This window comes from Domibacillus tundrae (assembly GCF_000970675.1).
Lineage (GTDB): Bacteria > Bacillota > Bacilli > Bacillales > Domibacillaceae > Domibacillus > Domibacillus tundrae.
Genome location: NZ_LAJA01000001.1, coordinates 33,714 through 54,096 on the forward strand (window position 1 = coordinate 33,714; position 20,383 = coordinate 54,096).

Below are 20,383 nucleotides of genomic sequence, written 5' to 3' on the forward strand. Positions count from 1 at the left end.
ACATTCCGCTATGAGAATAGAACTACAGATTAAAGACTTGAGGTGAATGGGATGAATGAAATCGTTGACTGTCCACGGTGTGGCGCACTGTATGCGCAAAATGCATTTCGTGATGTCTGTCCAAAATGTTCTCGGTCGGAAGAAGAACTTTATCAAGCCACCTACACATTTTTACGGAAACGGGAAAACCGCGCGGCGACAATTGAACGGATTATAGAAGTAACAGGCGCCACTGAAGGCATGATTCATAAGTGGGTGAGAAAAGGCCGTCTGCAGGCGGCACAGTTTCCGAACCTTGGTTACCCGTGTGATCGCTGTGGCACTGTGATTCAAAAAGGAAAAATGTGCAGCAGCTGCCTGCAGGAAATTGAAACAGGTTTGAAGCTGCACGACCAGCAGCAGGAATTCACCCGGGAGCGCAGCAAGCAGAACCAAAGAGCATATTTAGGAAAACGCTCAGACTAAACCCGCCATTTGGCGGGTTTTTTGCGCTAAAAAAATATGCAAAATTCCTCATTAAACATTTTCACCGTAAAGACGATATAATAAGCACAGGAATAAAAAAGAAAGCGAGGATACGGAGATGAAAATCAATCAGACACCCGGATTAAACGGGATCAATCCGTATCAGAAGCAGCTGAAACAAGCGGATGCGGCCAAAGCCGCCAGCCCGGCAGCCGGCGACAAGCTCGAAATTTCGAGCGCCGCCAAAGAGATGCAAGACTCATCAAGAATACTAGCTGAACGCCGCGAAAAAATCGCGCTTCTGAAAGAAAAGGTCGAGAGTGGCACATACAAACCGGATGCAAACGCAACCGCTAAAGCCATGCTCGACTTTTACGGAAAGCTGTAACCGTAACCGGATCGCCCACGAGATTTCTTTGGGCGATCTTTCTTTATGTACATACACAGGAAAAGGAGCCCGACTAATGAAAATTCAGCCACAAGCGACACTAACGCCCATTCAGCCGGCTGCTGCATCTACACAAGGAGAAAGTGCCGCAGCGTCTATTGAATCCATGGCGGGAACGGCACCAAAAACGGAAAAACAGCCGCCCGAACTTACCGTTTTTTCTGAAAAAGGGATGACGCTCACAAAAGAAGCCACGCAGGCTGTGAAGACGTTTATGGAAACAACCCCAGGAACAGAAGCGGACAAGCTTGCCACGGTGAAGGCGCTTGCCGACAAAGGCATTATGCCTTCTGAATCTTCGCTAAAAGCGGTACACGCTGCTTTGACAGGAACGCCCTTTGGCAAGCAGGCGGCTGAGTGGCTGACACAGTCGGGCATCGAATTTCCGGAAAATACACGGGCTTTGATCGAAAAAGCTCTTCAGTTCGGACGGGCACAAGAAGCATTGCAGTTGATCAAAAACAGTGACCTTGTCAAGGCGGTTGAAGCCATTGTGAAGCAGCAAATGCCATCAAGTGCTGTGAAGGACGTAATGAAAGCGTTAGAGCCGATTTTAAAGCAGGCAGATAAAATGACCCAAATTGAGATGCAAAAAGCGGTCGAATCCGCATTAAAGCCTTTTCAAATCAGTCCAGAAGCAGCCAAACAGATTCAAGCGGTAGTAGCGGACACGTCCGTAACAGACGCGGAAAAGCTGTTGAAAACAGCCATCAGCAAAATAGAAGCGGCGATTCAAACACTTCTGAAGCAGCAGCCAAACGATCCGCTGCTACAGCAATTAAACCAAAAAATTCAAAACGGTGAGCCGATTCAAATGATCGTCCAGGCGATTCGTACGTTGTTTACAGGGGACAGAGCTGTTGCGATCAAGCCGCTCGCCGAAGCACTACAGCTGGCAGACTTGGCACAGGCGAAAATGACCGCTTCTCTTCCTGCGTCCAGGATTATCATTCCGGAAACAAACGAAACTGAACCGTCACTGCCGCAAAAAGCAGCGGTCATGATTCAAAAAGAGCCATCATTTGAACGGATTGCCTCTTTTATGAAAGATGCAATGCCAGAACTCGGGGGCACGATTGAAAAAGCGGAAGCCTTTATGGCCTCAGGCAAAGAACTGGCGGCGCGCGGTGAACTGATGAAAGCGGTCGAGCCGCTTATCCCGCCGCCGGTACAAGAAAGCGCGCCGGTCGTGCCGGATGAACTATTCGCTCACGTGCCGCCAGCTTCGAAAAACGTCATCATGACGACGATTACGGAAAAAATGTCGCAGTCAGCGATTGATTTTAAACAATTTAAGCGTGACATTATGCGCAATTTACAGACTGCTGAACTGCTGATCAAAACGCCGCAGCAGGCAAAACCCGTTGTAGAAACCGCCATCAAGACACTCGACAATGCCATTTTAAAAGGCGATTTTATGTTGTATACCGATATGAAAACAGAAAAGCAGCTGATGCAGGCTTCCCAGCAGTTAGCGGATGCACGCAAGCTTCTCGCAAAAGGCGATACGCCGTCCGCCGCCCGGATTGTCGCGGACGTTAAAGCGTTGATCGACAAAGTGACATTTAAACCATCCGACTCACGCGTCATACACATGATTACACAGGAACTTGCGGATACACCGCAGCGTAACCTTGCTGGTGCGATGGGCGGCCTTTATGATACGCCGTCCGCCCGAAACGCATTTGAACTCGTCCGGGCAGCGGGCTTGAACTATGAGCAGGAGCAGGCAGCCGCACTTTTAAAAGGAAAAGCAGAAATGCCTAACGCAGTCAAACAAGCGCTTCTTGCATCAATGGGCCAGCAGCAACAAGGAAACTCCGGTGAACAAGCGGCGGCCAATTTGACGGGTCAGCAGCTGTTAAGCAAATCAGATTCCGGCCTTCAATCGATGATGATGTCATTGCCCTTTTTACTTGGCGGGCAGGCGGACAACGTCAACGTTTTTATCCGCTCCAAAAGCGGCGGCCAGCAGGTGGACTGGGAAAACTGTTCGATTCACTTTTTATTTGAAACGAAAAAACTCGGTCCCGTCGGCATGACCATTTCATCCGCAGACCGGAATTTGTCCGTTAAAGTACAGAACGACCAGGAAAACTTTCAACAAAAAATGGAGCCGCTCACACTCGTTTTAAAAGATCGGCTCTCAGACATAGGCTACCGGGTTGGTTCCGTCCAGTTTGGGACATTTGCGAGACAAGAAGAGCAGGCAGAAGCTAAAGCAAGCGGCACCGCGTCATCTTCTTCGAAAGGGTTTGATTTTACGATATGAACTATTATAATCAGATCAACCGCCGCAAGGTCAATGGACCGTCGGCAGCTGTTATCCGGTATGAGGAAGGAAGCGCACCAACTGTCGTTGCGCAGGGAAAAGGTGCACTCGCCGCGAAAATTTTGGAGCTCGCCGGCCAGCATGGCGTCCCGATGGAGCAGGACTCATCGCTTTTGTCGGAGCTGCTTGACATCGACCTTGGTGATTCCATTCCGCCTCAACTGTATTCCGTCATCGCGGAAATGCTTATTTTAATCGAAGAAATGGAATCTACGTATTAAAATCCGGCAAATTTTGCCGATACATACAAATGAGGTGACAAATGTGATCACAAAAGAAATGATTTATCAAAAAACACCCCAGCAAATTACGGCGCTCTTATATGAAGCAGGGCTCAATCAATTTGATCGGGCAAACTCATTTTTAAATGAAGGAAAGTATGCAGAAGCCAATGAGGCGATGCAGAAAATTAACGATATTACCGAGCGGCTCGGCGCCGGCCTTAACTATGAAGCCGGCATTATCGCCGATCAGCTCGACCACGTATACAACTTTATCGCTGACACCGTCATTCAAGCGAACATTCATAAAGATGTGGAACGGCTCGCTGACGCTCAGCGGCTGTTTCAAACCATTGCGGACGCATGGAACGAGTCAATGAAACAGGCACCATCTAAACCGGCGGTCCGTAAACAAAATGCGTACGAACAAAGTATCTTCGTCGAAGAACTACCGAAAAATACATTGGAAACGGGGAAATAATCGATGAGAATCAACCACAACATCCAAGCACTAAATGCTTACCGGAATTTAAACAATACAAACAACGCTACATCAAAAAGTCTTGAGAAACTATCTTCCGGCCTTCGTATTAACCGTGCGGCAGATGATGCGGCGGGTCTTGCCATTTCTGAAAAAATGCGCTCGCAAATTCGTGGCCTTGATATGGCGGAACGAAACTCGCTTGATGCCATTTCACTCATCCAAACAGCGGAAGGTGCACTAGCATCCACACATGATATTTTACAGCGGATGAGAGAGTTGTCTGTGCAGGCGGCTAATGGAACACTTGAAGATACTGATCGCGAGTCTATTCAGGCGGAAGTAGATGAACTGATCGAAGAAATTGACCGTATAGCTCAAACGACACAATTTAATAATAAACAATTAATTTTTGAAGAAGGAGATCCATTCTTCTTCCAAATTGGTGCGAATACAGACCAGTCGCTTGAACTGGAGATTGCAGGAATGAAGGCGTCTGACCTAGAAGTAGATAGTTTATCACTCGACACTACAGAAGCATCGTCTGAAGCTATTACAACCATTGATGAAGCTATTAAAAAAGTGTCTGAACAACGCAGCAAGTTTGGTGCGATTCAAAACCGCTTAGAACATACGATTACGAATTTGCAGACAGCAAATGAGAATTTAACTGCCGCAGAATCCCGTATCCGTGACCTGGACATGGCGGAAGAGATGACGCAATTTACAAAAAATAACATTTTGAACCAGGCGGGGCAGGCGATGCTCGCACAAGCGAATCAGCTTCCGCAGGGCATTCTGCAGCTCCTTCAATAATGAAACGGGGTAACCGGACATGGAAGTACAGCGCGTAGGGAAAGTGACGCCGAATAAAATCGAGAAAAAAGAAGAAACCGCGAAAGCATCCGTGTCCTTCACGGATGTGATCACGTCTAAACGCCAAAATGCCGCACTTGAGAAAATGACTGGCATGATGAAAGACATTGAAACACAAGGAGAAAAGCTTGCCGAACATCGGACAATCGACGACTTGCGCAAATATAAAAAAATGGTGAAAGAATTTATGGAGGAAGCGGTTAACAGCGGTCTTCAGCTTGAAGAGCAGCGGGGATTTAACCGCCGCGGCCGGACGAAAGTATACAAAATCGTCAAGGAAGTCGACAGCCGCTTAACCCAGCTTGCCAATGACGTCATCAATAAAGAAAAATCACAGCTTGATATTTTGAGCAAGGTCGGCGAAATTCAAGGCTTGCTCATAAACATTTACACGTAAAGGGGGAGCGTCATGCTCATCGAAACGCTCGAAAAACAGCTGGCGCTTCATAAAAGCCTGCTGCAGCTGGCACATGCCAAAAAAGAGGCAATTAAAGAAAACAGAATGGACGAATTGAACCGGATTGTCCGTGACGAGCAAAAGCATATCAGCGCGATATCGATCTTAGAAAAACAGCGCACAGCCGGGTCAGAAGGGTCCGTCCTGGACCAGCTTCCGGCTCTTCCGGAAGAAGAACAGGTGCAGGCAGCAAGCCTTCGTGATGAGCTGATTAAGACCATGCTGCTGTTAAAAGCAGCCAATGACTTAAACGCCGAACTGCTGGACCAGTCGCTTCAATTCGTTCATTTACAGCTGGATTTATTAGCTCCGCCGGATGCGGGAAATTACGCGCCTGATGGAGAACATGACAACGGTCCTTCGACAGGTCCCGTTTTCGACTCGAAAGCTTAGGAGAGATAAATATGAGATCAACTTTTATGGGGCTTGAAACAGCGAAACGCGGCATGTCCACTCAGCAAAATGCGCTTTATGTAACAGGCCATAATATTTCCAATGCGAACACGCCCGGGTATTCCCGGCAGCGCGTAAATTTTGAAACGACTACGCCTTATCCAGCTATCGGCTTAAACCGTCCGAATATTCCGGGGCAGTTGGGAACAGGAGTAGAGGCGGGGGCCATTCAGCGGATGCGGGAATCGTTTCTAGACGTGCAGTACCGGAATGAAAACAATAAGCTTGGCTATTGGAATGCCCGTGCAGATGCACTCGTGAAAGTAGAAGACATTATTAATGAACCGACAGAAGAAGGCCTGGCGGCAACGATAAGCGAAATGTGGAAGTCGCTGCAGGTATTAGCGGGATCACCTGAAAATGAAGGAGCGCGCGGTGTGGTCCTTGAACGGATCCAGTCGATGACAGATACATTCAATTACATGTCGGATTCACTAAATACTATTAAAACTGATTTCGGCAGCCAGGTTGGCATTACGGTGGATGCGCTAAATTCAACCATTCGCCAGCTGTTTGATGTGAATCAGCAAATTGCGGAAATCGAGCCGAATGGGTATTTGCCAAATGATTTGTATGATAAGCGTGATTTGCTTGTAGATGAATTATCGCAGTATGTAAATGTCGAAGTGAGTACGTCCAAAAGCGGCGGAAATGCCCCGGCAGTTGCAGAGGGAATTTACAGTATTAAACTGCTGAATGCAGATGGGACGCCAGGACAAGAGCTCTTAAACAAAGACCACTATTTCCAGCTCGGCTTTGAAAACAGTGCTGGTACCATTGGGACGGATGTACAGGGAGACCACGTAGATGCGATCGAATTTGTTCAGTATGACCGCAGCAATGAAGCAGGTGCGTCAACCACCGTTCATGTGTCAGAAAACGGATCGATGACCTTTTCGCAAGGAAGCCTGCGCGGCTTAATCGAAGCGTTTGGCTACATAGGAACGAAAGACACAAACGGAGACGGAACAGCTGAAGCCGGTGTGGTGACCGGCATTTATCAGGATATGCTCGATAACCTGGACCGGCTTGCTTTCTCAATGGCAGAGCTGTTTAATACCGTCCATGAAAAAGGAATGGATTATAACGGCAGTGCGCCGACAAAAGACGTTATTGAATACGAAGTGGAAAATCCGCTTCCGACAGGTAAACCGTACGCAGGAGCGGCCGGGTCTATTGGGTTAAATGTGAATCTGACATCAAATGAACTGGCGGCGTCACTGACCGGATTTGTGGGCGATGGGAAAAATGCGCTGAATTTATCCAACGTCGGTGCGATGCTTTTGAATAATAATTCCGTCGAACTGCTTGGCGGCGGTACGCTGGACATTAGCAATTTAGATCTGCCAATTAAAAGCGGCTCGCTGAATTCGTTTTATGAATCGGTCATCGGCCGCCTCGGTGTAGATTCCCAGCAGGCGCAGCGAATGGAACAAAATGTGGAAGTGCTTCGTTCAACGGTTGTGACGAACCGAGAATCTGTTTCGTCTGTTTCCCTTGACGAAGAAATGACCAACTTAATTAAGTTTCAACACGCCTACAATGGTGCGGCGCGTATGATTACGATTGTTGATGAAATGCTGGATAAAATCATAAATGGCATGGGCGTAGCCGGCCGTTAATAGGAGGAGTTGAACTAATATGCGTGTGACACAATCTATGCTTTCGTCTAATATGATGAAAAACTTATCATCCAGCCTGAGTCGTCTTGATAAGCTGAATACACAAGTGGCCACCCAAAAGAAAATCACAAAGCCGTCTGATGATCCAGTCGTAGCGATGAAAGGAATGACGTACCGGCGAAATCTCGAGGAAGTGGAGCAGTTTCAGCGTAATTTTGGTGAAGCCTACAACTGGGTGGAAAACTCCGATTCAGCGCTTGATAAAGCGAAGCTGGCGCTTGATCGGATTCGGGAGCTCGTTGTTCAAACGTCCAACGACACATACGACAGCGAACAGCGTGAATCTGCCAAAGCGGAAGTGGAGCAGCTGAAGCAGCACATGATCGAAGTTGCCAACACAAAATTTGGCGAAAAATATTTGTTCAATGGCACAGATACCATCAACGCGCCGATTGGAACAGATGAAAATGGAAATATTATTGAAACGACGGATAACACAGGTAAAGTGGAGCTGGAGCTATCGAAGGGTGTTTATGTACAAGTCAATATTAATGCGGTCAAAGCGTTCCCGAAAGAGTTGTTCGAGACCATTGATAACGTCATTACAAAGCTCGGCGACGGATCACAAGGCGCTGATTTATCCAACCTGCTTAGTGACCTGGACACACATTTGGCGGCTAATTCCACTTCACGGGCCGACATTGGTGCACGGTTCAACCGAATTGAACTGATGGAAGCACGGGCAGCAGAGCAGGAGGTTATTTCTTCGCGGATTATGTCTGAGAATGAAGATGTAGACTTTGAAAAAGTGGTTACAGAGCTGACAGTACAGGAAACCGTCCATAAAGCGGCTCTGTCCATCGGCGCCCGGATTATTCAGCCATCACTCATGGACTTTCTTCGTTAATAAGGGGGTTCCATCATGAATATACCGGCCATTCAAATGAGCACCACTCCGGCAAAACTCGGCATTTCCTCCACGCCGGGACGGCTGTCCATTCAACAGCCGCCCGCAACAGTGGACTTGGAGCAGCCAAAAGCGGATATGCGCATTCAGACAACACCCGGCAAGCTGACAATTGACCAGCGCCAAGCGTGGGACGACATGGACCGGAAGCACATTTTTACCCGGATTAAAGATGCCGCAGCGAATGGACGCCAAAAAGCACTCGAAGGCACCGGCCGCCGGGCAGCGGAAGGACGCGAGCTGGCGGACATTCATAAAGGCGGCAATGCCATTGTGATGCAGGCGGCGCGCCGTGTGGACCGGACACACAAAATTGGCATTGCGTACATCCCGTCATACGGAAGCGTGAAAATCAACTACCAGCCGGGCGACGTTCAAATTGACGCGCAGGCCCGCCAGGTGGAAAACAACACGCGTACCAATAAGCCGATTATCAGCTATCAGCCAGGTGACGTCAGCTTTCAAATGAAACAATACCCGTCTATCCAATTTCAAGCGGTCAACAAAACGATTTAAAGGATGATCAACGTGAAGATTCAAACAAAATACCACGGCGAAAAAGAAATCGAACAAGAAGATATCATTACCTTTTCAACTGGCATTCCGGGCTTTGAAAATGAAAAGAAATTTGTCTTGCTGGAGTTTCCAGACAACAACGTCTTTTACGCGCTTCAGTCCGTTTCGACATCGGACTTAAGCTTTGTCGTCACCGATCCGTTTTCCTTTTTTATCGACTACAACGTAAAAGTCGACGATGCCACTATCGATGCTTTGGCTATTGAAAAAGAAGAGGACGTCACGCTTTTGAATATTTTGACCGTGCGCGACCCGTTTGAAGAAACGACCGCCAACCTGCAGGCCCCAATCGTCATTAACAAAAAAACGCACAGCGGGCGCCAGGTAATCTTAACCGGCACGCCATACGAAACACGCCACAACCTGTTTCAGGCAAAGGAGGCGTAATCCATGCTTGTCCTTACACGAAAACCAGGCGAATCGCTTATGATCGGTGATGACATCGAAATCACCGTCGTTGCCGTTTCCGGCGACCAAGTAAAGCTCGGCATTAATGCGCCGAAACACATTGATATCCACCGGAAAGAAATTTACGTCGCTATTGGTAACGAAAACAAATCGGCCTCTGCAGGCGTTACTGACTTATCGGGCCTCTTCAAACTCCCTCCGACGAAATAATGGACGGGAGTTTTTTTATTTAGCCTGCGATGAAATTGATACAAAAATAAACATTTCACAATTATTCCAAAAAAAATAATAAAAAATCTATTAAACATTTTTTAAACGTGTCGATAATACTAGTGTAAGCAAAACAAAACAGGGCGGCCGACCTGGAACGAATTGCTGAACAAATGGAATACTGTTCACACGGACGTGAACAGCCAAACTCAAGGAGGAACAACAAATGATTATCAATCACAATATTGCAGCACTTAACACACATCGTCAGTTATCAAGTGCTTCTACGGCACAAGCTAAAAACATGGAGAAATTGTCTTCAGGTCTTCGTATCAATAAAGCTGGAGATGACGCAGCCGGTCTTTCAATCTCTGAAAAAATGCGTGGACAAATTCGTGGATTAGATCAAGCTTCCCGTAATGGGCAAGACGGTATCTCATTAATTCAAACAGCTGAAGGTGCGTTAAATGAAACGCATTCTATGCTTCAACGTATGCGTGAATTGGCAGTACAAGCTTCTAATGATACTAATACGACTGAGGATCGTCTTGCAATTCAAGCTGAAGCTGACCAGTTAGGGAAAGATATTAACCGTGTCGCAAAAGATACTCAGTTCAACGGACAAGACCTGTTGACAGGTGGAGGCGGTCCAAATACTGATGGTTCATTTGCTTTTCAAGTTGGAGCAAATCAAGACCAACAGATTACTGTGAAAATTGGAGCAATGGATGCGGCTACCTTATTAGTTGCAACAGGAAGTACGGAAAGTGATACTGCGATTGATATTAGTTCAGCATCATCCGTGGCAACAGCTGCTATTACTATTATCAATGATGCAATTAAAACAGTATCTACTGAACGTTCAAATCTTGGAGCTAACCAAAACCGTTTAGAATATGCAATCAACAACTTGAATACTTCAAGTGAAAACTTAACTGCTGCTGAATCTCGTGTACGTGACGTAGACATGGCGAAAGAAATGATGAGCCAAACGAAGAACTCTATCCTTTCTCAAGCAGCGCAAGCAATGCTTTCTCAAGCAAACCAGGCGCCACAAGGTGTTCTTCAGTTACTTCGTTAATTTTAACTTTATTGGGAAGAGGCTCTTTTGGAGTCTCTTTCATTTGAGGTATAAATGGTAAAATTAACTAATTAATCAGTACTTTATTAATATAAATAGGGTGGGAATTATTAATGGGTTCAACTAAAAAGAAGTTATTAAATAAAACAGTTGCACTAGGGTTATCAGTAGCATTGGTTTCTCCTTTTGCTGTCTTATCAGATAAAGGGATTAAAGCTATAGCTGCAGATGCACCAACAACGGGAGCCATTGCATTTAGCTTGTTAGATGATGATGGCAAGAAGTTTGTAGCATCTGAGAACGTAGTATTCAACAATCTGTCCCAACTAACAGGTGGTCTTGTTGATCATACATCTGCATGGGGATATGGTGATGGCACTAGTGGGGTTGCTAACGCTGGAACTGCTGCAATAACAAAAGATACGCTTCAACCTGGTAAATACGCAGTAACTGCAAAAGTAAGTGATACATTAAGTGTTACCAGTTTTGTAGATGTTAAAGCAGGGACTAAAGCCACAAGTGTTAAAGCAATTGCTCTTCCTACAGCCGGAGACGTTGACAAGGCGAAATCCGGAAAAATCAGCAGTGTTGTTGCACCGAATGCAACGGTTGTTGTTAAAAATGCAACGACTGCATGGACAACAAAAGCTGATGCTAATGGTAAGTTCACTGTATACGTGCCTGCCGGTTCTTATGATGTCATTGTTGATTCAGATGCTGATAAGAAAAATACTAAATACTCGATCAAAGTCCAAGCAGGTCAAAACAACTTGCCGTTTGATGATTTAGCAGCTGATTCAGTTGCTGATGATACACTAGGCTATGTATTAGTAAACGATAATGCGGGTCAACCTAGCATAAATGCTGCCTCAAAGGAATACAAAGGGAAAGCGATTCAAAATTCAAAGGTACAGGCTTACTCTGTTGATGATAATGCAACTGCAGACGACACGACAGATGATGTGTACACACTGATTGGCGAAACCGTAACTAAGAAAGGAACTGGCACATCTACAATTGGAGATTTCTCCATTAAGCTAAAAGAAGCTCAGCCAGGTAAAAAGATTCAGCTTGTTGTAGAAGATGAGGCGCTTAATAGCTATTCACCTACTCTAGTTCCTTTGCCAGCAATTGATCCAGGATTTGCAGCTATGACAAACGCAGTAGTGGGTAAAGATGTTACTATTACTTTCACTGATAAATCAGGAGCATTGCTGACTTCTCAAGACTTAGCAGTATCATTAAAACTAGGCACAGGAGCCGCTGTTCCTTTAACAAAAGTGACAAAAGTTGGTACTGTAACAACTGGTGATTATACAATTACGAGTGGGAAACTTACAATCCTAAACAAAACTATTCTAGATAACATAACAGATTTTACACAAGATACAACTTTTACTATTAGTGTTACAGCTTCAAATTTTGAAGATTCAACTGTAAATCAAATTGTTAAAGCAGTGGCTGCACCATCACTAACTGCGTCTGTGGCAAAAGCTACAACTGAGGGTGTTAAACTAACTGCAGCAGCAACCAGAAATACAACAAATGAAATTCGCTACAAAATCTCTTCAACTTCAGTAGATACACCTAAATTGTATTCAACAGTTTCGGACACAACAGCATTACCAGCAAGCCCGACTGATGACATTACAGGTGTAGATGCAACAACAAATAAATATTTAGCTGTTTACGAGTTAAATGCAGATGATCAGATTGTGAAATTCAAACAGCTGACACTTACTGCAACGAATATTAAAGCAGTTACAGCAGTTACATTGGCGACTGGATCCCTAGGTACAGCTGGTAATAACGAAATTACTGGATTAACTTCAGCGAAAAAATACAAAGTAACTGAAGGAACTACAGTATCTTACGTTAAAGCTGATGGAACATTAGGTACATTAGCAGATGTTGCAGCATTAACAGGAACGAAAATTACCGGTTTAACAAACGGTAAAACTTACAAGGTAGAAGATGCTAATAGCGTACCAACAGTAGCTACTGCGATTACGGCTCAAACTGGAGCTGTAGGAACTGCAGTAACAGTGGATGCAACTAACACGTTTGCTGACGCTGATACAACAGATACGTTAACTTTAACCGCTGTTTCCGATACTACAGCTACAGCAACAGTAAATGTCACAGGTAAGACAATCACTATAACACCAGTAGCTGCAGGCACAGCAACTATCACATTAACCGCTGATGATGGGTTCGGTGGAAAAGTTTCAACCACATTTACAATTACGGTATCATAAAAAAGAGAAAGAGACTCTAGACATTCTAGGGTCTCTTTTTATGCACTCTTATTTTCTATCACAGGCTGTCTGTAAGGTATTTTATTCTTCATAATGCTAAACACTATGTTTACTAGCATTCTTTCTACATAGACCATAGCTTGGTTCTCTCCAGCATTTCGAAAGCCCATCTACTCGCCACCCCTGTACCTAGAAACTGCAAAAGTAATGGAAATCGGTGTCCGTCCTATTCGGCTAAAGTGTAGGCGGCAAAGAATGAAAAAACCAAAAAAATAAATAGATATTATAATTCTGAATCAATGATAAAGCCCTTATTCCCTTGCCGGAGTAAGGGCTATTTCTATTTGAGGAGGAGTTGTAATGAAAGAATACGGAATGAATGAGAAAGAGCAGCTGACTTTGTTTGAAATGCCCGTAGAAGGAAAAGGATATCTTTAATATGGATGTCATGAAATGGTTTGTCGAACAGTTGGAACAGATGACCGGTGAACGTGCGCTTCTAGAAGAAGTTGGATTTGAAGCGGTAGAACTGTACCACGATGAAATCGGGAATGAATTTATCCCGCTGGCCCATCTGGCGAAGCTCCCAGACCCGCTTCTCGTCGAAACGTTTGTGTACCACGACAGCGAAGGATGCGAGTGGATCGCGGGTATTGTTATAGGAGAGCATGGCGAAGGAGAGCTGTATACATTCTGGATGAGGAACGGCGAAAGCGTTAAGCGTGAATTCACAAAGGAAAAGAGGGAGTTATGATGGAAGAAAGATACCATCGCATTGTTGTAGACGGAGAAACGTATTATAGAGAGTACTGCGAAAGGATTGACCGGTACGGGAACGAACTGCTCACAGAAGAAGAGCTGATTGAAACGTTGCTTTGGGAAGTTGTTGAGGATGAAATTACAGTGGACCACCACAGAGTTGAAAATGCCCTTCGGCGCATGATGGACCAAACCGACCAGAACCTAATCCGAAACTACATTCTATTTCTTGAACGGCAGCTGAGTGATTGAGAGACTGCTCACGACATTACTAAGTACGACAAAGTATAACAGCGTAAAACTTAGTCATTCCATAGGTTTCTACCAAAAAGAAAACCGAAAAACTGACGACATTATTATAGTACTGGCGTGAGTGTGTAGCCTTGCGATTCGAAAAAAGGTGAACCTGGGGCGAGCTGCTTGTCGGCATTGTGCTCATTGCCGGGGTGCGTACAGTACCAGCGTTGATTGCGGGAGCGTTTATGAACTTGAACTTCTTGTGGGCCGGCACAGTCAGCACAAATCCGACATTACTTTTAGCAGCGGTTGTTCTATTGTTTGCGGCAAAAGGAGCAATGTCTTACGGTGGCGACCGGTTCTTGATGCCGGTGATGATGAAAAAAGTTCAGGCGTGGAAACAAAATCACCCGCGCAAGCATATGCCGAAAAGTGCATAACAAGAAAAAAGTATCTTTGAGCCCAAAGATGCTTTTTTTCGGTTCACAAGCATGTTTGTTAGATTATCTGACAATAAACATATAAAAATTAGATAATAAAGATAAAAATTAATTTATCTTTAGTGAAATTGAACAATGACTCTCTGTTATTTTCAGATTATACTGTAAATAGATTCATTAATGTTATGAAAAATAACATGAAGAGGTGAAGAGATGGAACTGGTTATTCAAGATGTAAAGAAAAGCTTTCGGCAGCAGCAAGTTTTAAGTGGAATTAATCTACATATAAAAACGCATGAATTCATTTGCGTGCTTGGTCACAGCGGCTGTGGGAAATCGACGTTATTGAATTTGCTGGCCGGGTTTACCCGCCCGGATTCCGGCAGCGTTGTGGTGGATGGCGAACCCGTGCAGAGTCCTTCGAAAGATCGGGGTGTTGTTTTTCAAGAGCACTCCTTATTTCCCTGGTATACGGTGCTTGAGAATGTTTTGTTTGGTCCGGAAGTTCAAGGTATCGATAAAAAGGAAGCAGAGCAAAAAGCGAGAAAGTATTTGAACATGACAGGGCTTGGTGAATATGCGGATCATTATCCCTCTCAGCTGTCTGGCGGGATGAAGCAGCGGGTTGGCATTGCTCGGGCGCTTGCGGCGGAACCGAAAATCTTATTAATGGATGAGCCGTTTGGCGCGCTTGATGTGTTCACAAAAGAAAATATGCGCAATGAACTGATCGATATTTGGTCCAAGCTGAAAACGACGATTATTTTTATTACGCACGATATATCTGAAGCCATTTATTTAGCCGACCGGATCATTGTGATGAAGGAAGGGTTTGTCGCAAGTGATATGAAGGTGGAGATTCCCCGGCCGCGCCAATATACCGATGACGGGTTTGCGGAGATGGCTGTGAAAATTGAACGCACGCTCGTGCAGTAAAGGAGGCAAAAAACATGGAACAAGTAAAAAATGTGGAAAAGCCGAAGCTGCCCGTGACGACTGTTCCATTGAAAATTAATACTGAAAAAAAAGAGCATTTTGCGAAACGGATGATTCCAATCCTTACGTTTTTTATTGTATGGGAAATCGTTTCAAGGGCGAACATGGCACTAGAACTGGCCAATCCAATGTTTTTCCCACCGCCAAGCCATATTGCGGTCCGGGCTGTGGAAATGATGCAGGAAGGCATTGTGTTTGTGAGTCTTCTGTCGAGTACGCTGCGCATTTTTGCTGGCTTTATTATCGGTGCAGCACTTGGCATTGGTCTAGCGCTTTGGATTGGAAAATCGAAGAAAATGGAAGAGTGGGCTACTCCTATTTTAAATATGATTGGTCCGATTCCTTCTCTGGCTCTCCTGCCGTTGTTTATTATCTGGTTTGGCATTGGCGAAGTGCCGAAAGTGATATTAATTGCCTGGACAGTGTTTTTCCCAGTGCTGACGAATACGGTGGAAGGAATTAAATCGGTTAATTCCAATTACATCCGCTCCGCGCTCAGCCTTGGGGCCAGTGAAAGACAGATTTACCGGAAAGTCATTTTGCCTTCTGTGCTGCCGAATATTTTATCCGGCTGCCAGATCAGCCTTGGCCTTGCGTTTTCGGCACTTATTGTTTCAGAAATGATGGGGGCAACATCGGGTCTCGGCTACATTATTGTGGATGCCCGTAACTTCTTTAAATTATCGGATATGTATGTCGCGATTATTTTAATCGGCATTGAATACAGCTTGTTTTCATTCATGTTAAAACAAGTGGATCGCCGGATGCTTTCCTGGAGACAGGGTGGTTTTTCCCAGGCAGTTGAAAAATAAACTAGAGAACCGTGGAGGAAGAGAAAATGAAAAAATGGTTTTTACTGCTTGTCTCATCAATTTTACTATTTGCGTTAGCGGCATGTGGAAATGAAACAGAAGATGCGGACGCAACAGATTCAGGATCAGGAACGGACGTGGAGTTAACTGATTTTACGCTAGTTGGTGTGCGTGATGCGCAAATTTCGTCCCAGCAAATTATCGCGGATAAAATGGGGTATTTTGAAGAAGAAGGCTTGAATGTAACGAATAACCTGGTGGAAAGCGGACCGGATATCGGGCCGATGGTTGCGGGAGGAAGCGCCCCGATCAGCTTGCAGACAAACTTCATGGATATTATTTTATCGTCAACAGGCGTTGGCGTGAAAATTGTAGCACCGCTTGCGCAAATTGCCGGAACACAGGCAGTGGTTGCGGGACCGGATGCTGGTATTAAGTCGCCGAAAGATTTGGAAGGCAAAACAATTGGTATCCCGACTGGCGCAGACGTTGTGATTGCGATCAACAACATGGCAGAAGAGTATGGCGTTGATATGGAGAAAGTGAAAGTGGCAAATTTAGCGCCGAGTGATGCGTTAATGGCACTTCAAAGCGGTGATATTGATGCGATGGCCGCTTGGGAGCCATTTATTACAAAAGGCATTGCAGCAGGAGGCACATTCTTATTCAGTGGCACATCGAATGCACTTGAAGGAGAAGCGAAGCCAGTGGACTGGATGAGTGTTCACACAACGCTTCAAGTAACGGATGATTTCCTTGAAGAAAATCCGAATACGGTGAAAGCAGTCATTCGCGCATTGAATAAAGCAACAGCGTATATTAATGATAACCGTGAAGAAGCTGTGGCGGTTTTAGCACCGGAACTTCATTTGTCAGAAGAAGAGCTGACGGAAATCATGAACCGGAACGTGTACGACATGACAGCAGACGAATCCTTTATCGACGGCAGCAACGGAACAGCTGTTACTGATTATTTAATGAGTGTCGGCAACATTAAATCCGTACCAGAGCAGTCCGACTATATTGACTTGTCTTTACTGAAAGAAGTCGATCCGACGCTCGTCACAGCAAAATAAAAAGTATGGCCTCCTGAAAAAAGGGGGCTCTTCTTTATTGGAGGAATCAGGAATGTATGAGTTGATTATTCGAAACGGCACTGTTGTTACGCCGGAAGCGGAACAAAAAGCAGATATTGGCATTCGAAATGGCGTGATAGAAGAGGTGGCAGCATCGATTCAGGCAAATGCTGAAAAAGAAATCGATGCGTCCGGCCTGCAAGTGTTTCCGGGAGCTGTTGATGTCCATGTTCATTTCAGCGAGCCGGGACGCGCAGAATGGGAAGGGTTTCGGACTGGTTCACGCATGCTTGCGTCCGGCGGGATTACGACGTTTGCGGATATGCCGCTGAACGGGATTCCGTCGACGGTGGATGAAGCGGCGCTCCTTCAAAAGGCAGCGATTGGAGAAGCACAGTCCCTTGTTGATTTTGCCTTCTGGGGCGGGCTGGTGCCGGGGAAACTGGGTGAGCTTGAAGGCTTGGCTGGCGCTGGGGCGATGGCGTTTAAGGCGTTTATGTCCCCGACCGGCAACGCGGAATTTGAAGCGGTGGGCGATGTTGATTTGCTGGAAGGAATGAAGCGGATAGCAGAGCTTGGGAAGGTACTGGCGCTTCATGCGGAAAGCGGACCGGTGACGACGTTTTTAGCGGAACAAAAACGCCGCAAAGGACTGACCGGTGCGGATGATTACCTGGCAACGCGGCCAATTTCGGCGGAAGTGGAAGCGGTGGAGCGAGCGATTTATTATGCGACGCTGACAGGATGCCCGCTTCATTTTGTTCATATCAGCAGTGCGGAGGCGGTGGCGGTGATTCAAAACGCACGCGCTGCTGGTGTGAATGTGACGCTTGAGACGTGCCCGCATTATTTGCTTTTGTCGCATGAAACGCTGAAGGAAAAGGGAGCAGTGGCAAAATGCGCGCCGCCGCTTCGGGAAAAGCCGGACCAATTAAAGCTTCGCGCTGCGCTGAAAGCAGGGCAGATTGATTTTCTAACGTCCGATCATTCGCCGTGTACACCTGATTTAAAAGAAATGAAAGATGGAAGCTTTTTAGATGCATGGGGCGGTATTAGCGGCGGCGGGCAGACACTTCTTGCGGCAATCCAGTTTGCGAAAGAAGAGAATGTTCCACTGACGACTGTCGCCAAATGGACCGCTGAAAAACCGGCGGAGCGATTCGGATTGGCGCACCGAAAAGGCCGGATTGCGCCGGGGATGGATGCAGATTTTGCGATCGTATCGATGGAACAGACGCACTTGGTGACACCGGACAATTTTTATGCCAAGCATCCGATCAGTGTGTATATGGGCGTAACCTTTCCGGCGTCGGTGCAGTCCGTTTATATTCGCGGACGGGAAGTGTTCACAAAGGAAAAAGGACCTGCTGAGGGGGCAGCTGGAAAATGGCAGCTTGATAGTGTCCGCCCCCCGGTTCTTTAAGAGGGCACTGTATGATATGCTTGTTCAAAAAGGAGTTTATCTACATGATCTACCTCGTCCGCCACGGAGAATCAGAATGGAACGCGCTTGGACGTCTGCAGGGGCAGATGGACATTGGCTTAAGTGAAGAAGGCAGAAAGCAGGCAGCACTGCTTGGCGCTTATTTTAAGCAGGAAGGCATTTCGTTTGAGTATGTGTTTTCAAGTGACTTGGACCGGGCCTTTCAAACGGCAAAGCTTGCGACGGCCTGGCTGCCGGTTGAATCCATTACGGCGAGCCGTCTTTTGCGGGAACGGTTTTACGGCGAGCTGCAAGGTCAGCTGCTGACAGAAATTCTCGAACACGTGCCGAATTACGCGGACAATTTTGGTGTGCCGATGACGCACGGAATGGAATCGATTGAAGAAATGCAGGAGCGGATGGTGGAGGTCCTTTCGTCGATTTCAAAAGAAACCAACGGGGCTCTGGCGCTTGTTGTGGCGCATGGGGGCGCAATTAACGCACTCATTCATAAATTGACGAATGGACAGGCAGGAACAGGCCGCGGAAAGATTGACAATACATCGATCACACGGCTGTCCTGGGACGGAGAAAAATTAGCGATTGTATCTGTAAATGAAACGCCGCATTTGAACCATGTAAAGGATACATTTGAAGGATAAGTGACCGGTGAAAACAACGATTTAACTGATAACACGAGAAATCTGACTGATAAAAGCTGTTTATCGGCCGGATCGCTTCTTTTTATCGGTCACTTCTATCCGTAACGCAGGTCAAAAAGGATGCCAGTCAAAAAGGCATCCTTTTTATTTCGTTATTTCAAGTCTTTTAGACTACTATTATGTCATTGTAAAGCAAATTATAGTATAATTTGGATGTAAAAAGATAGGGGCGGAAAGATGGGAATTGGACGGATAGCGGGAAAAGGAGCGGGCTGGGCAGCTGGATCTGTACTTGGCGGCGCAGTGAAATTAGCGGGAAAAGCGACAAAACAGGACTGGCTGGAAGAAGCGGGGACGAGCGTGAAAAATGCTTCGACATCTGCTCTTGAAACAGCCGGCCAATTGATCGACGGCGGCGTAGGACTAACAGCGGGTGCGATTCGAAAAGATGAAGAGCAGAAAAAGCGGGCAATGAACGATGTAAAAGAATCGGCAGGGCGTACGGTGAAAGGAGTCGCGGGAACAGTGAAATATTCTGCTGTGAATGCGGCGGAAGTCGTAAAAGGGGCTGCTTCCGGTGATCGTGATCAAGCCATCAGCGGATTAAAAAATCTCGGCAAAGTCGTTGTTACAGCAACCGTGGCAGTTGGTGTCATTGATTTAATGGATGGGATGGATACCGCGGAAGCGATTGAGACGCGGAATGATCATTTAAATGGATTTGACCACGCAGAGACAGGTGTGCCGTTTGTTGAAAAAACGGTTGAGATGCCTGATGGACAAGTAGTAGAGGGGACATTCCCCGTGTTTTCATCTGTTTTTGATGTGTATATTGCTGAAGAATCCTATTTACAAAGTGATGCGGCTCATTTTGGTACAGCGAACGAAGCGCTTTATGCAGAAATCGTCCGTGATCCGGGCGTCGCCACGCAAATGGGCTTTGGACCGCAAGAAGTCGGTCAGCTGTCACAGGGCGAAACACCGGACGGCTATACGTGGCATCACAGTGAAGAACCGGGCCTGCTGCAGCTCGTCGACCAGGAAACGCATCATGAAACAGGCCACACCGGCGGCCGTGAGCTTTGGGGCGGCGGAGAAGCACATCGATAAAATAAAAGGAGGG

General features: G+C 46.2%; 24 protein-coding genes. All 24 read left to right on the plus strand.

Annotated elements, in window-relative coordinates; translation table 11 throughout:
• The first annotated feature begins 51 nt into the window (after window positions 1-51).
• The 24 genes from VQ00_RS00155 to VQ00_RS17565 all read left to right on the plus strand — a co-directional run bounded on the left by VQ00_RS00155 (window position 52) and on the right by VQ00_RS17565 (window position 20,370).
• The gene (locus VQ00_RS00155) at window positions 52-465 is read left to right on the plus strand and encodes a TIGR03826 family flagellar region protein (protein WP_046178132.1); all 414 of its coding nucleotides are present in this window, start codon (window positions 52-54) and stop codon (window positions 463-465) included.
• 118 nt (window positions 466-583) lie between these two features.
• On the plus strand, window positions 584-853 hold the full coding sequence (gene flgM / locus VQ00_RS00160; protein ID WP_046178133.1) for a flagellar biosynthesis anti-sigma factor FlgM: 270 nt from the start codon (window positions 584-586) through the stop codon (window positions 851-853).
• Between the two features lie 76 nt (window positions 854-929).
• Window positions 930-3,185, plus strand: coding sequence for a hypothetical protein (locus VQ00_RS17560; protein WP_052728233.1), 2,256 nt, complete (start codon window positions 930-932; stop codon window positions 3,183-3,185).
• A complete protein-coding gene (locus tag VQ00_RS00170; protein ID WP_046178134.1) occupies window positions 3,182-3,466 on the plus strand; it encodes an EscU/YscU/HrcU family type III secretion system export apparatus switch protein in 285 nt (94 codons plus the stop codon). The genes VQ00_RS17560 and VQ00_RS00170 overlap by 4 nt, the downstream gene beginning before the upstream one ends.
• 43 nt (window positions 3,467-3,509) lie before the next feature.
• Window positions 3,510-3,947: a flagellar export chaperone FliS gene (fliS, locus tag VQ00_RS00175; RefSeq protein WP_052728235.1), complete on the plus strand. Its 438-nt coding sequence runs from the start codon at window positions 3,510-3,512 to the stop codon at window positions 3,945-3,947.
• A 3-nt stretch (window positions 3,948-3,950) separates the two neighbouring features.
• Entirely contained in the window at window positions 3,951-4,763 is an 813-nt protein-coding gene (locus VQ00_RS00180; protein WP_046178135.1) for a flagellin N-terminal helical domain-containing protein, read from the plus strand.
• A gap of 19 nt (window positions 4,764-4,782) precedes the next feature.
• Window positions 4,783-5,220 carry a YaaR family protein gene (locus tag VQ00_RS00185; RefSeq protein ID WP_046178136.1) on the plus strand — a complete coding sequence of 146 codons (438 nt, stop codon included), beginning with the start codon at window positions 4,783-4,785 and terminating at the stop codon, window positions 5,218-5,220.
• Between the two features lie 12 nt (window positions 5,221-5,232).
• Window positions 5,233-5,673 (plus strand): flagellar protein FlgN, encoded by a 441-nt coding sequence (locus VQ00_RS00190; protein ID WP_052728236.1) that lies wholly within the window; start codon window positions 5,233-5,235, stop codon window positions 5,671-5,673.
• Between the two features lie 11 nt (window positions 5,674-5,684).
• Window positions 5,685-7,355: a flagellar hook-associated protein FlgK gene (gene flgK, locus VQ00_RS00195; RefSeq protein ID WP_046178137.1), complete on the plus strand. Its 1,671-nt coding sequence runs from the start codon at window positions 5,685-5,687 to the stop codon at window positions 7,353-7,355.
• Between the two features lie 19 nt (window positions 7,356-7,374).
• Window positions 7,375-8,262, plus strand: coding sequence for a flagellar hook-associated protein FlgL (flgL, locus tag VQ00_RS00200; protein ID WP_046178138.1), 888 nt, complete (start codon window positions 7,375-7,377; stop codon window positions 8,260-8,262).
• 15 nt (window positions 8,263-8,277) lie between these two features.
• The gene (locus tag VQ00_RS00205; protein ID WP_046178139.1) at window positions 8,278-8,838 is read left to right on the plus strand and encodes a DUF6470 family protein; all 561 of its coding nucleotides are present in this window, start codon (window positions 8,278-8,280) and stop codon (window positions 8,836-8,838) included.
• A 12-nt stretch (window positions 8,839-8,850) separates the two neighbouring features.
• Complete coding sequence (gene fliW, locus VQ00_RS00210) at window positions 8,851-9,285, plus strand: flagellar assembly protein FliW (RefSeq protein WP_172645521.1); 435 nt, start codon at window positions 8,851-8,853, stop codon at window positions 9,283-9,285.
• Between the two features lie 3 nt (window positions 9,286-9,288).
• Window positions 9,289-9,516, plus strand: a complete 228-nt coding sequence (gene csrA / locus VQ00_RS00215) for a carbon storage regulator CsrA (RefSeq protein WP_046178141.1) — start codon at window positions 9,289-9,291, stop codon at window positions 9,514-9,516.
• A 226-nt stretch (window positions 9,517-9,742) separates the two neighbouring features.
• Window positions 9,743-10,597, plus strand: coding sequence for a flagellin Hag (gene hag, locus VQ00_RS00220; RefSeq protein ID WP_046178142.1), 855 nt, complete (start codon window positions 9,743-9,745; stop codon window positions 10,595-10,597).
• A gap of 113 nt (window positions 10,598-10,710) precedes the next feature.
• Window positions 10,711-12,855, plus strand: a complete 2,145-nt coding sequence (locus VQ00_RS00225; RefSeq protein WP_046178143.1) for a hemoblobin-interacting domain-containing protein — start codon at window positions 10,711-10,713, stop codon at window positions 12,853-12,855.
• 439 nt (window positions 12,856-13,294) lie between these two features.
• Window positions 13,295-13,609 (plus strand): hypothetical protein, encoded by a 315-nt coding sequence (locus tag VQ00_RS00230; protein WP_046178144.1) that lies wholly within the window; start codon window positions 13,295-13,297, stop codon window positions 13,607-13,609.
• Entirely contained in the window at window positions 13,606-13,866 is a 261-nt protein-coding gene (locus VQ00_RS00235; protein WP_245617975.1) for a hypothetical protein, read from the plus strand. Before VQ00_RS00230 ends, VQ00_RS00235 begins: the two co-directional genes overlap by 4 nt.
• A gap of 236 nt (window positions 13,867-14,102) precedes the next feature.
• The gene (locus VQ00_RS00240; protein WP_156153931.1) at window positions 14,103-14,291 is read left to right on the plus strand and encodes a hypothetical protein; all 189 of its coding nucleotides are present in this window, start codon (window positions 14,103-14,105) and stop codon (window positions 14,289-14,291) included.
• A gap of 213 nt (window positions 14,292-14,504) precedes the next feature.
• On the plus strand, window positions 14,505-15,227 hold the full coding sequence (locus tag VQ00_RS00245) for an ABC transporter ATP-binding protein (RefSeq protein WP_046178146.1): 723 nt from the start codon (window positions 14,505-14,507) through the stop codon (window positions 15,225-15,227).
• Window positions 15,228-15,241: 14 nt separating this feature from the next.
• A complete protein-coding gene (locus tag VQ00_RS00250) occupies window positions 15,242-16,099 on the plus strand; it encodes an ABC transporter permease (protein WP_052728238.1) in 858 nt (285 codons plus the stop codon).
• A 26-nt stretch (window positions 16,100-16,125) separates the two neighbouring features.
• Window positions 16,126-17,175, plus strand: a complete 1,050-nt coding sequence (locus VQ00_RS00255; RefSeq protein WP_046178147.1) for an ABC transporter substrate-binding protein — start codon at window positions 16,126-16,128, stop codon at window positions 17,173-17,175.
• A 52-nt stretch (window positions 17,176-17,227) separates the two neighbouring features.
• Window positions 17,228-18,598, plus strand: a complete 1,371-nt coding sequence (gene allB / locus VQ00_RS00260; RefSeq protein WP_046178148.1) for an allantoinase AllB — start codon at window positions 17,228-17,230, stop codon at window positions 18,596-18,598.
• A 44-nt stretch (window positions 18,599-18,642) separates the two neighbouring features.
• Window positions 18,643-19,260, plus strand: coding sequence for a histidine phosphatase family protein (locus VQ00_RS00265; RefSeq protein WP_046178149.1), 618 nt, complete (start codon window positions 18,643-18,645; stop codon window positions 19,258-19,260).
• Between the two features lie 237 nt (window positions 19,261-19,497).
• Window positions 19,498-20,370, plus strand: a complete 873-nt coding sequence (locus VQ00_RS17565) for an HNH endonuclease (protein WP_052728240.1) — start codon at window positions 19,498-19,500, stop codon at window positions 20,368-20,370.
• The last annotated feature ends 13 nt before the right edge of the window (window positions 20,371-20,383 follow it).

Bases quoted from the DNA above. Each gene is read 5' to 3' on its own strand.
- VQ00_RS00155 (WP_046178132.1), top strand. From the start codon at position 52: ATGAATGAAATCGTTGACTGTCCACGGTGTGGCGCACTGTATGCGCAA.
- flgM (WP_046178133.1), top strand. From the start codon at position 584: ATGAAAATCAATCAGACACCCGGATTAAACGGGATCAATCCGTATCAG.
- VQ00_RS17560 (WP_052728233.1), top strand. From the start codon at position 930: ATGAAAATTCAGCCACAAGCGACACTAACGCCCATTCAGCCGGCTGCT.
- VQ00_RS00170 (WP_046178134.1), top strand. From the start codon at position 3,182: ATGAACTATTATAATCAGATCAACCGCCGCAAGGTCAATGGACCGTCG.
- VQ00_RS00180 (WP_046178135.1), top strand. From the start codon at position 3,951: ATGAGAATCAACCACAACATCCAAGCACTAAATGCTTACCGGAATTTA.
- VQ00_RS00185 (WP_046178136.1), top strand. From the start codon at position 4,783: ATGGAAGTACAGCGCGTAGGGAAAGTGACGCCGAATAAAATCGAGAAA.
- VQ00_RS00190 (WP_052728236.1), top strand. From the start codon at position 5,233: ATGCTCATCGAAACGCTCGAAAAACAGCTGGCGCTTCATAAAAGCCTG.
- flgK (WP_046178137.1), top strand. From the start codon at position 5,685: ATGAGATCAACTTTTATGGGGCTTGAAACAGCGAAACGCGGCATGTCC.
- flgL (WP_046178138.1), top strand. From the start codon at position 7,375: ATGCGTGTGACACAATCTATGCTTTCGTCTAATATGATGAAAAACTTA.
- VQ00_RS00205 (WP_046178139.1), top strand. From the start codon at position 8,278: ATGAATATACCGGCCATTCAAATGAGCACCACTCCGGCAAAACTCGGC.
- csrA (WP_046178141.1), top strand. From the start codon at position 9,289: ATGCTTGTCCTTACACGAAAACCAGGCGAATCGCTTATGATCGGTGAT.
- hag (WP_046178142.1), top strand. From the start codon at position 9,743: ATGATTATCAATCACAATATTGCAGCACTTAACACACATCGTCAGTTA.
- VQ00_RS00225 (WP_046178143.1), top strand. From the start codon at position 10,711: ATGGGTTCAACTAAAAAGAAGTTATTAAATAAAACAGTTGCACTAGGG.
- VQ00_RS00230 (WP_046178144.1), top strand. From the start codon at position 13,295: ATGGATGTCATGAAATGGTTTGTCGAACAGTTGGAACAGATGACCGGT.
- VQ00_RS00235 (WP_245617975.1), top strand. From the start codon at position 13,606: ATGATGGAAGAAAGATACCATCGCATTGTTGTAGACGGAGAAACGTAT.
- VQ00_RS00245 (WP_046178146.1), top strand. From the start codon at position 14,505: ATGGAACTGGTTATTCAAGATGTAAAGAAAAGCTTTCGGCAGCAGCAA.
- VQ00_RS00250 (WP_052728238.1), top strand. From the start codon at position 15,242: ATGGAACAAGTAAAAAATGTGGAAAAGCCGAAGCTGCCCGTGACGACT.
- VQ00_RS00255 (WP_046178147.1), top strand. From the start codon at position 16,126: ATGAAAAAATGGTTTTTACTGCTTGTCTCATCAATTTTACTATTTGCG.
- allB (WP_046178148.1), top strand. From the start codon at position 17,228: ATGTATGAGTTGATTATTCGAAACGGCACTGTTGTTACGCCGGAAGCG.
- VQ00_RS00265 (WP_046178149.1), top strand. From the start codon at position 18,643: ATGATCTACCTCGTCCGCCACGGAGAATCAGAATGGAACGCGCTTGGA.
- VQ00_RS17565 (WP_052728240.1), top strand. From the start codon at position 19,498: ATGGGAATTGGACGGATAGCGGGAAAAGGAGCGGGCTGGGCAGCTGGA.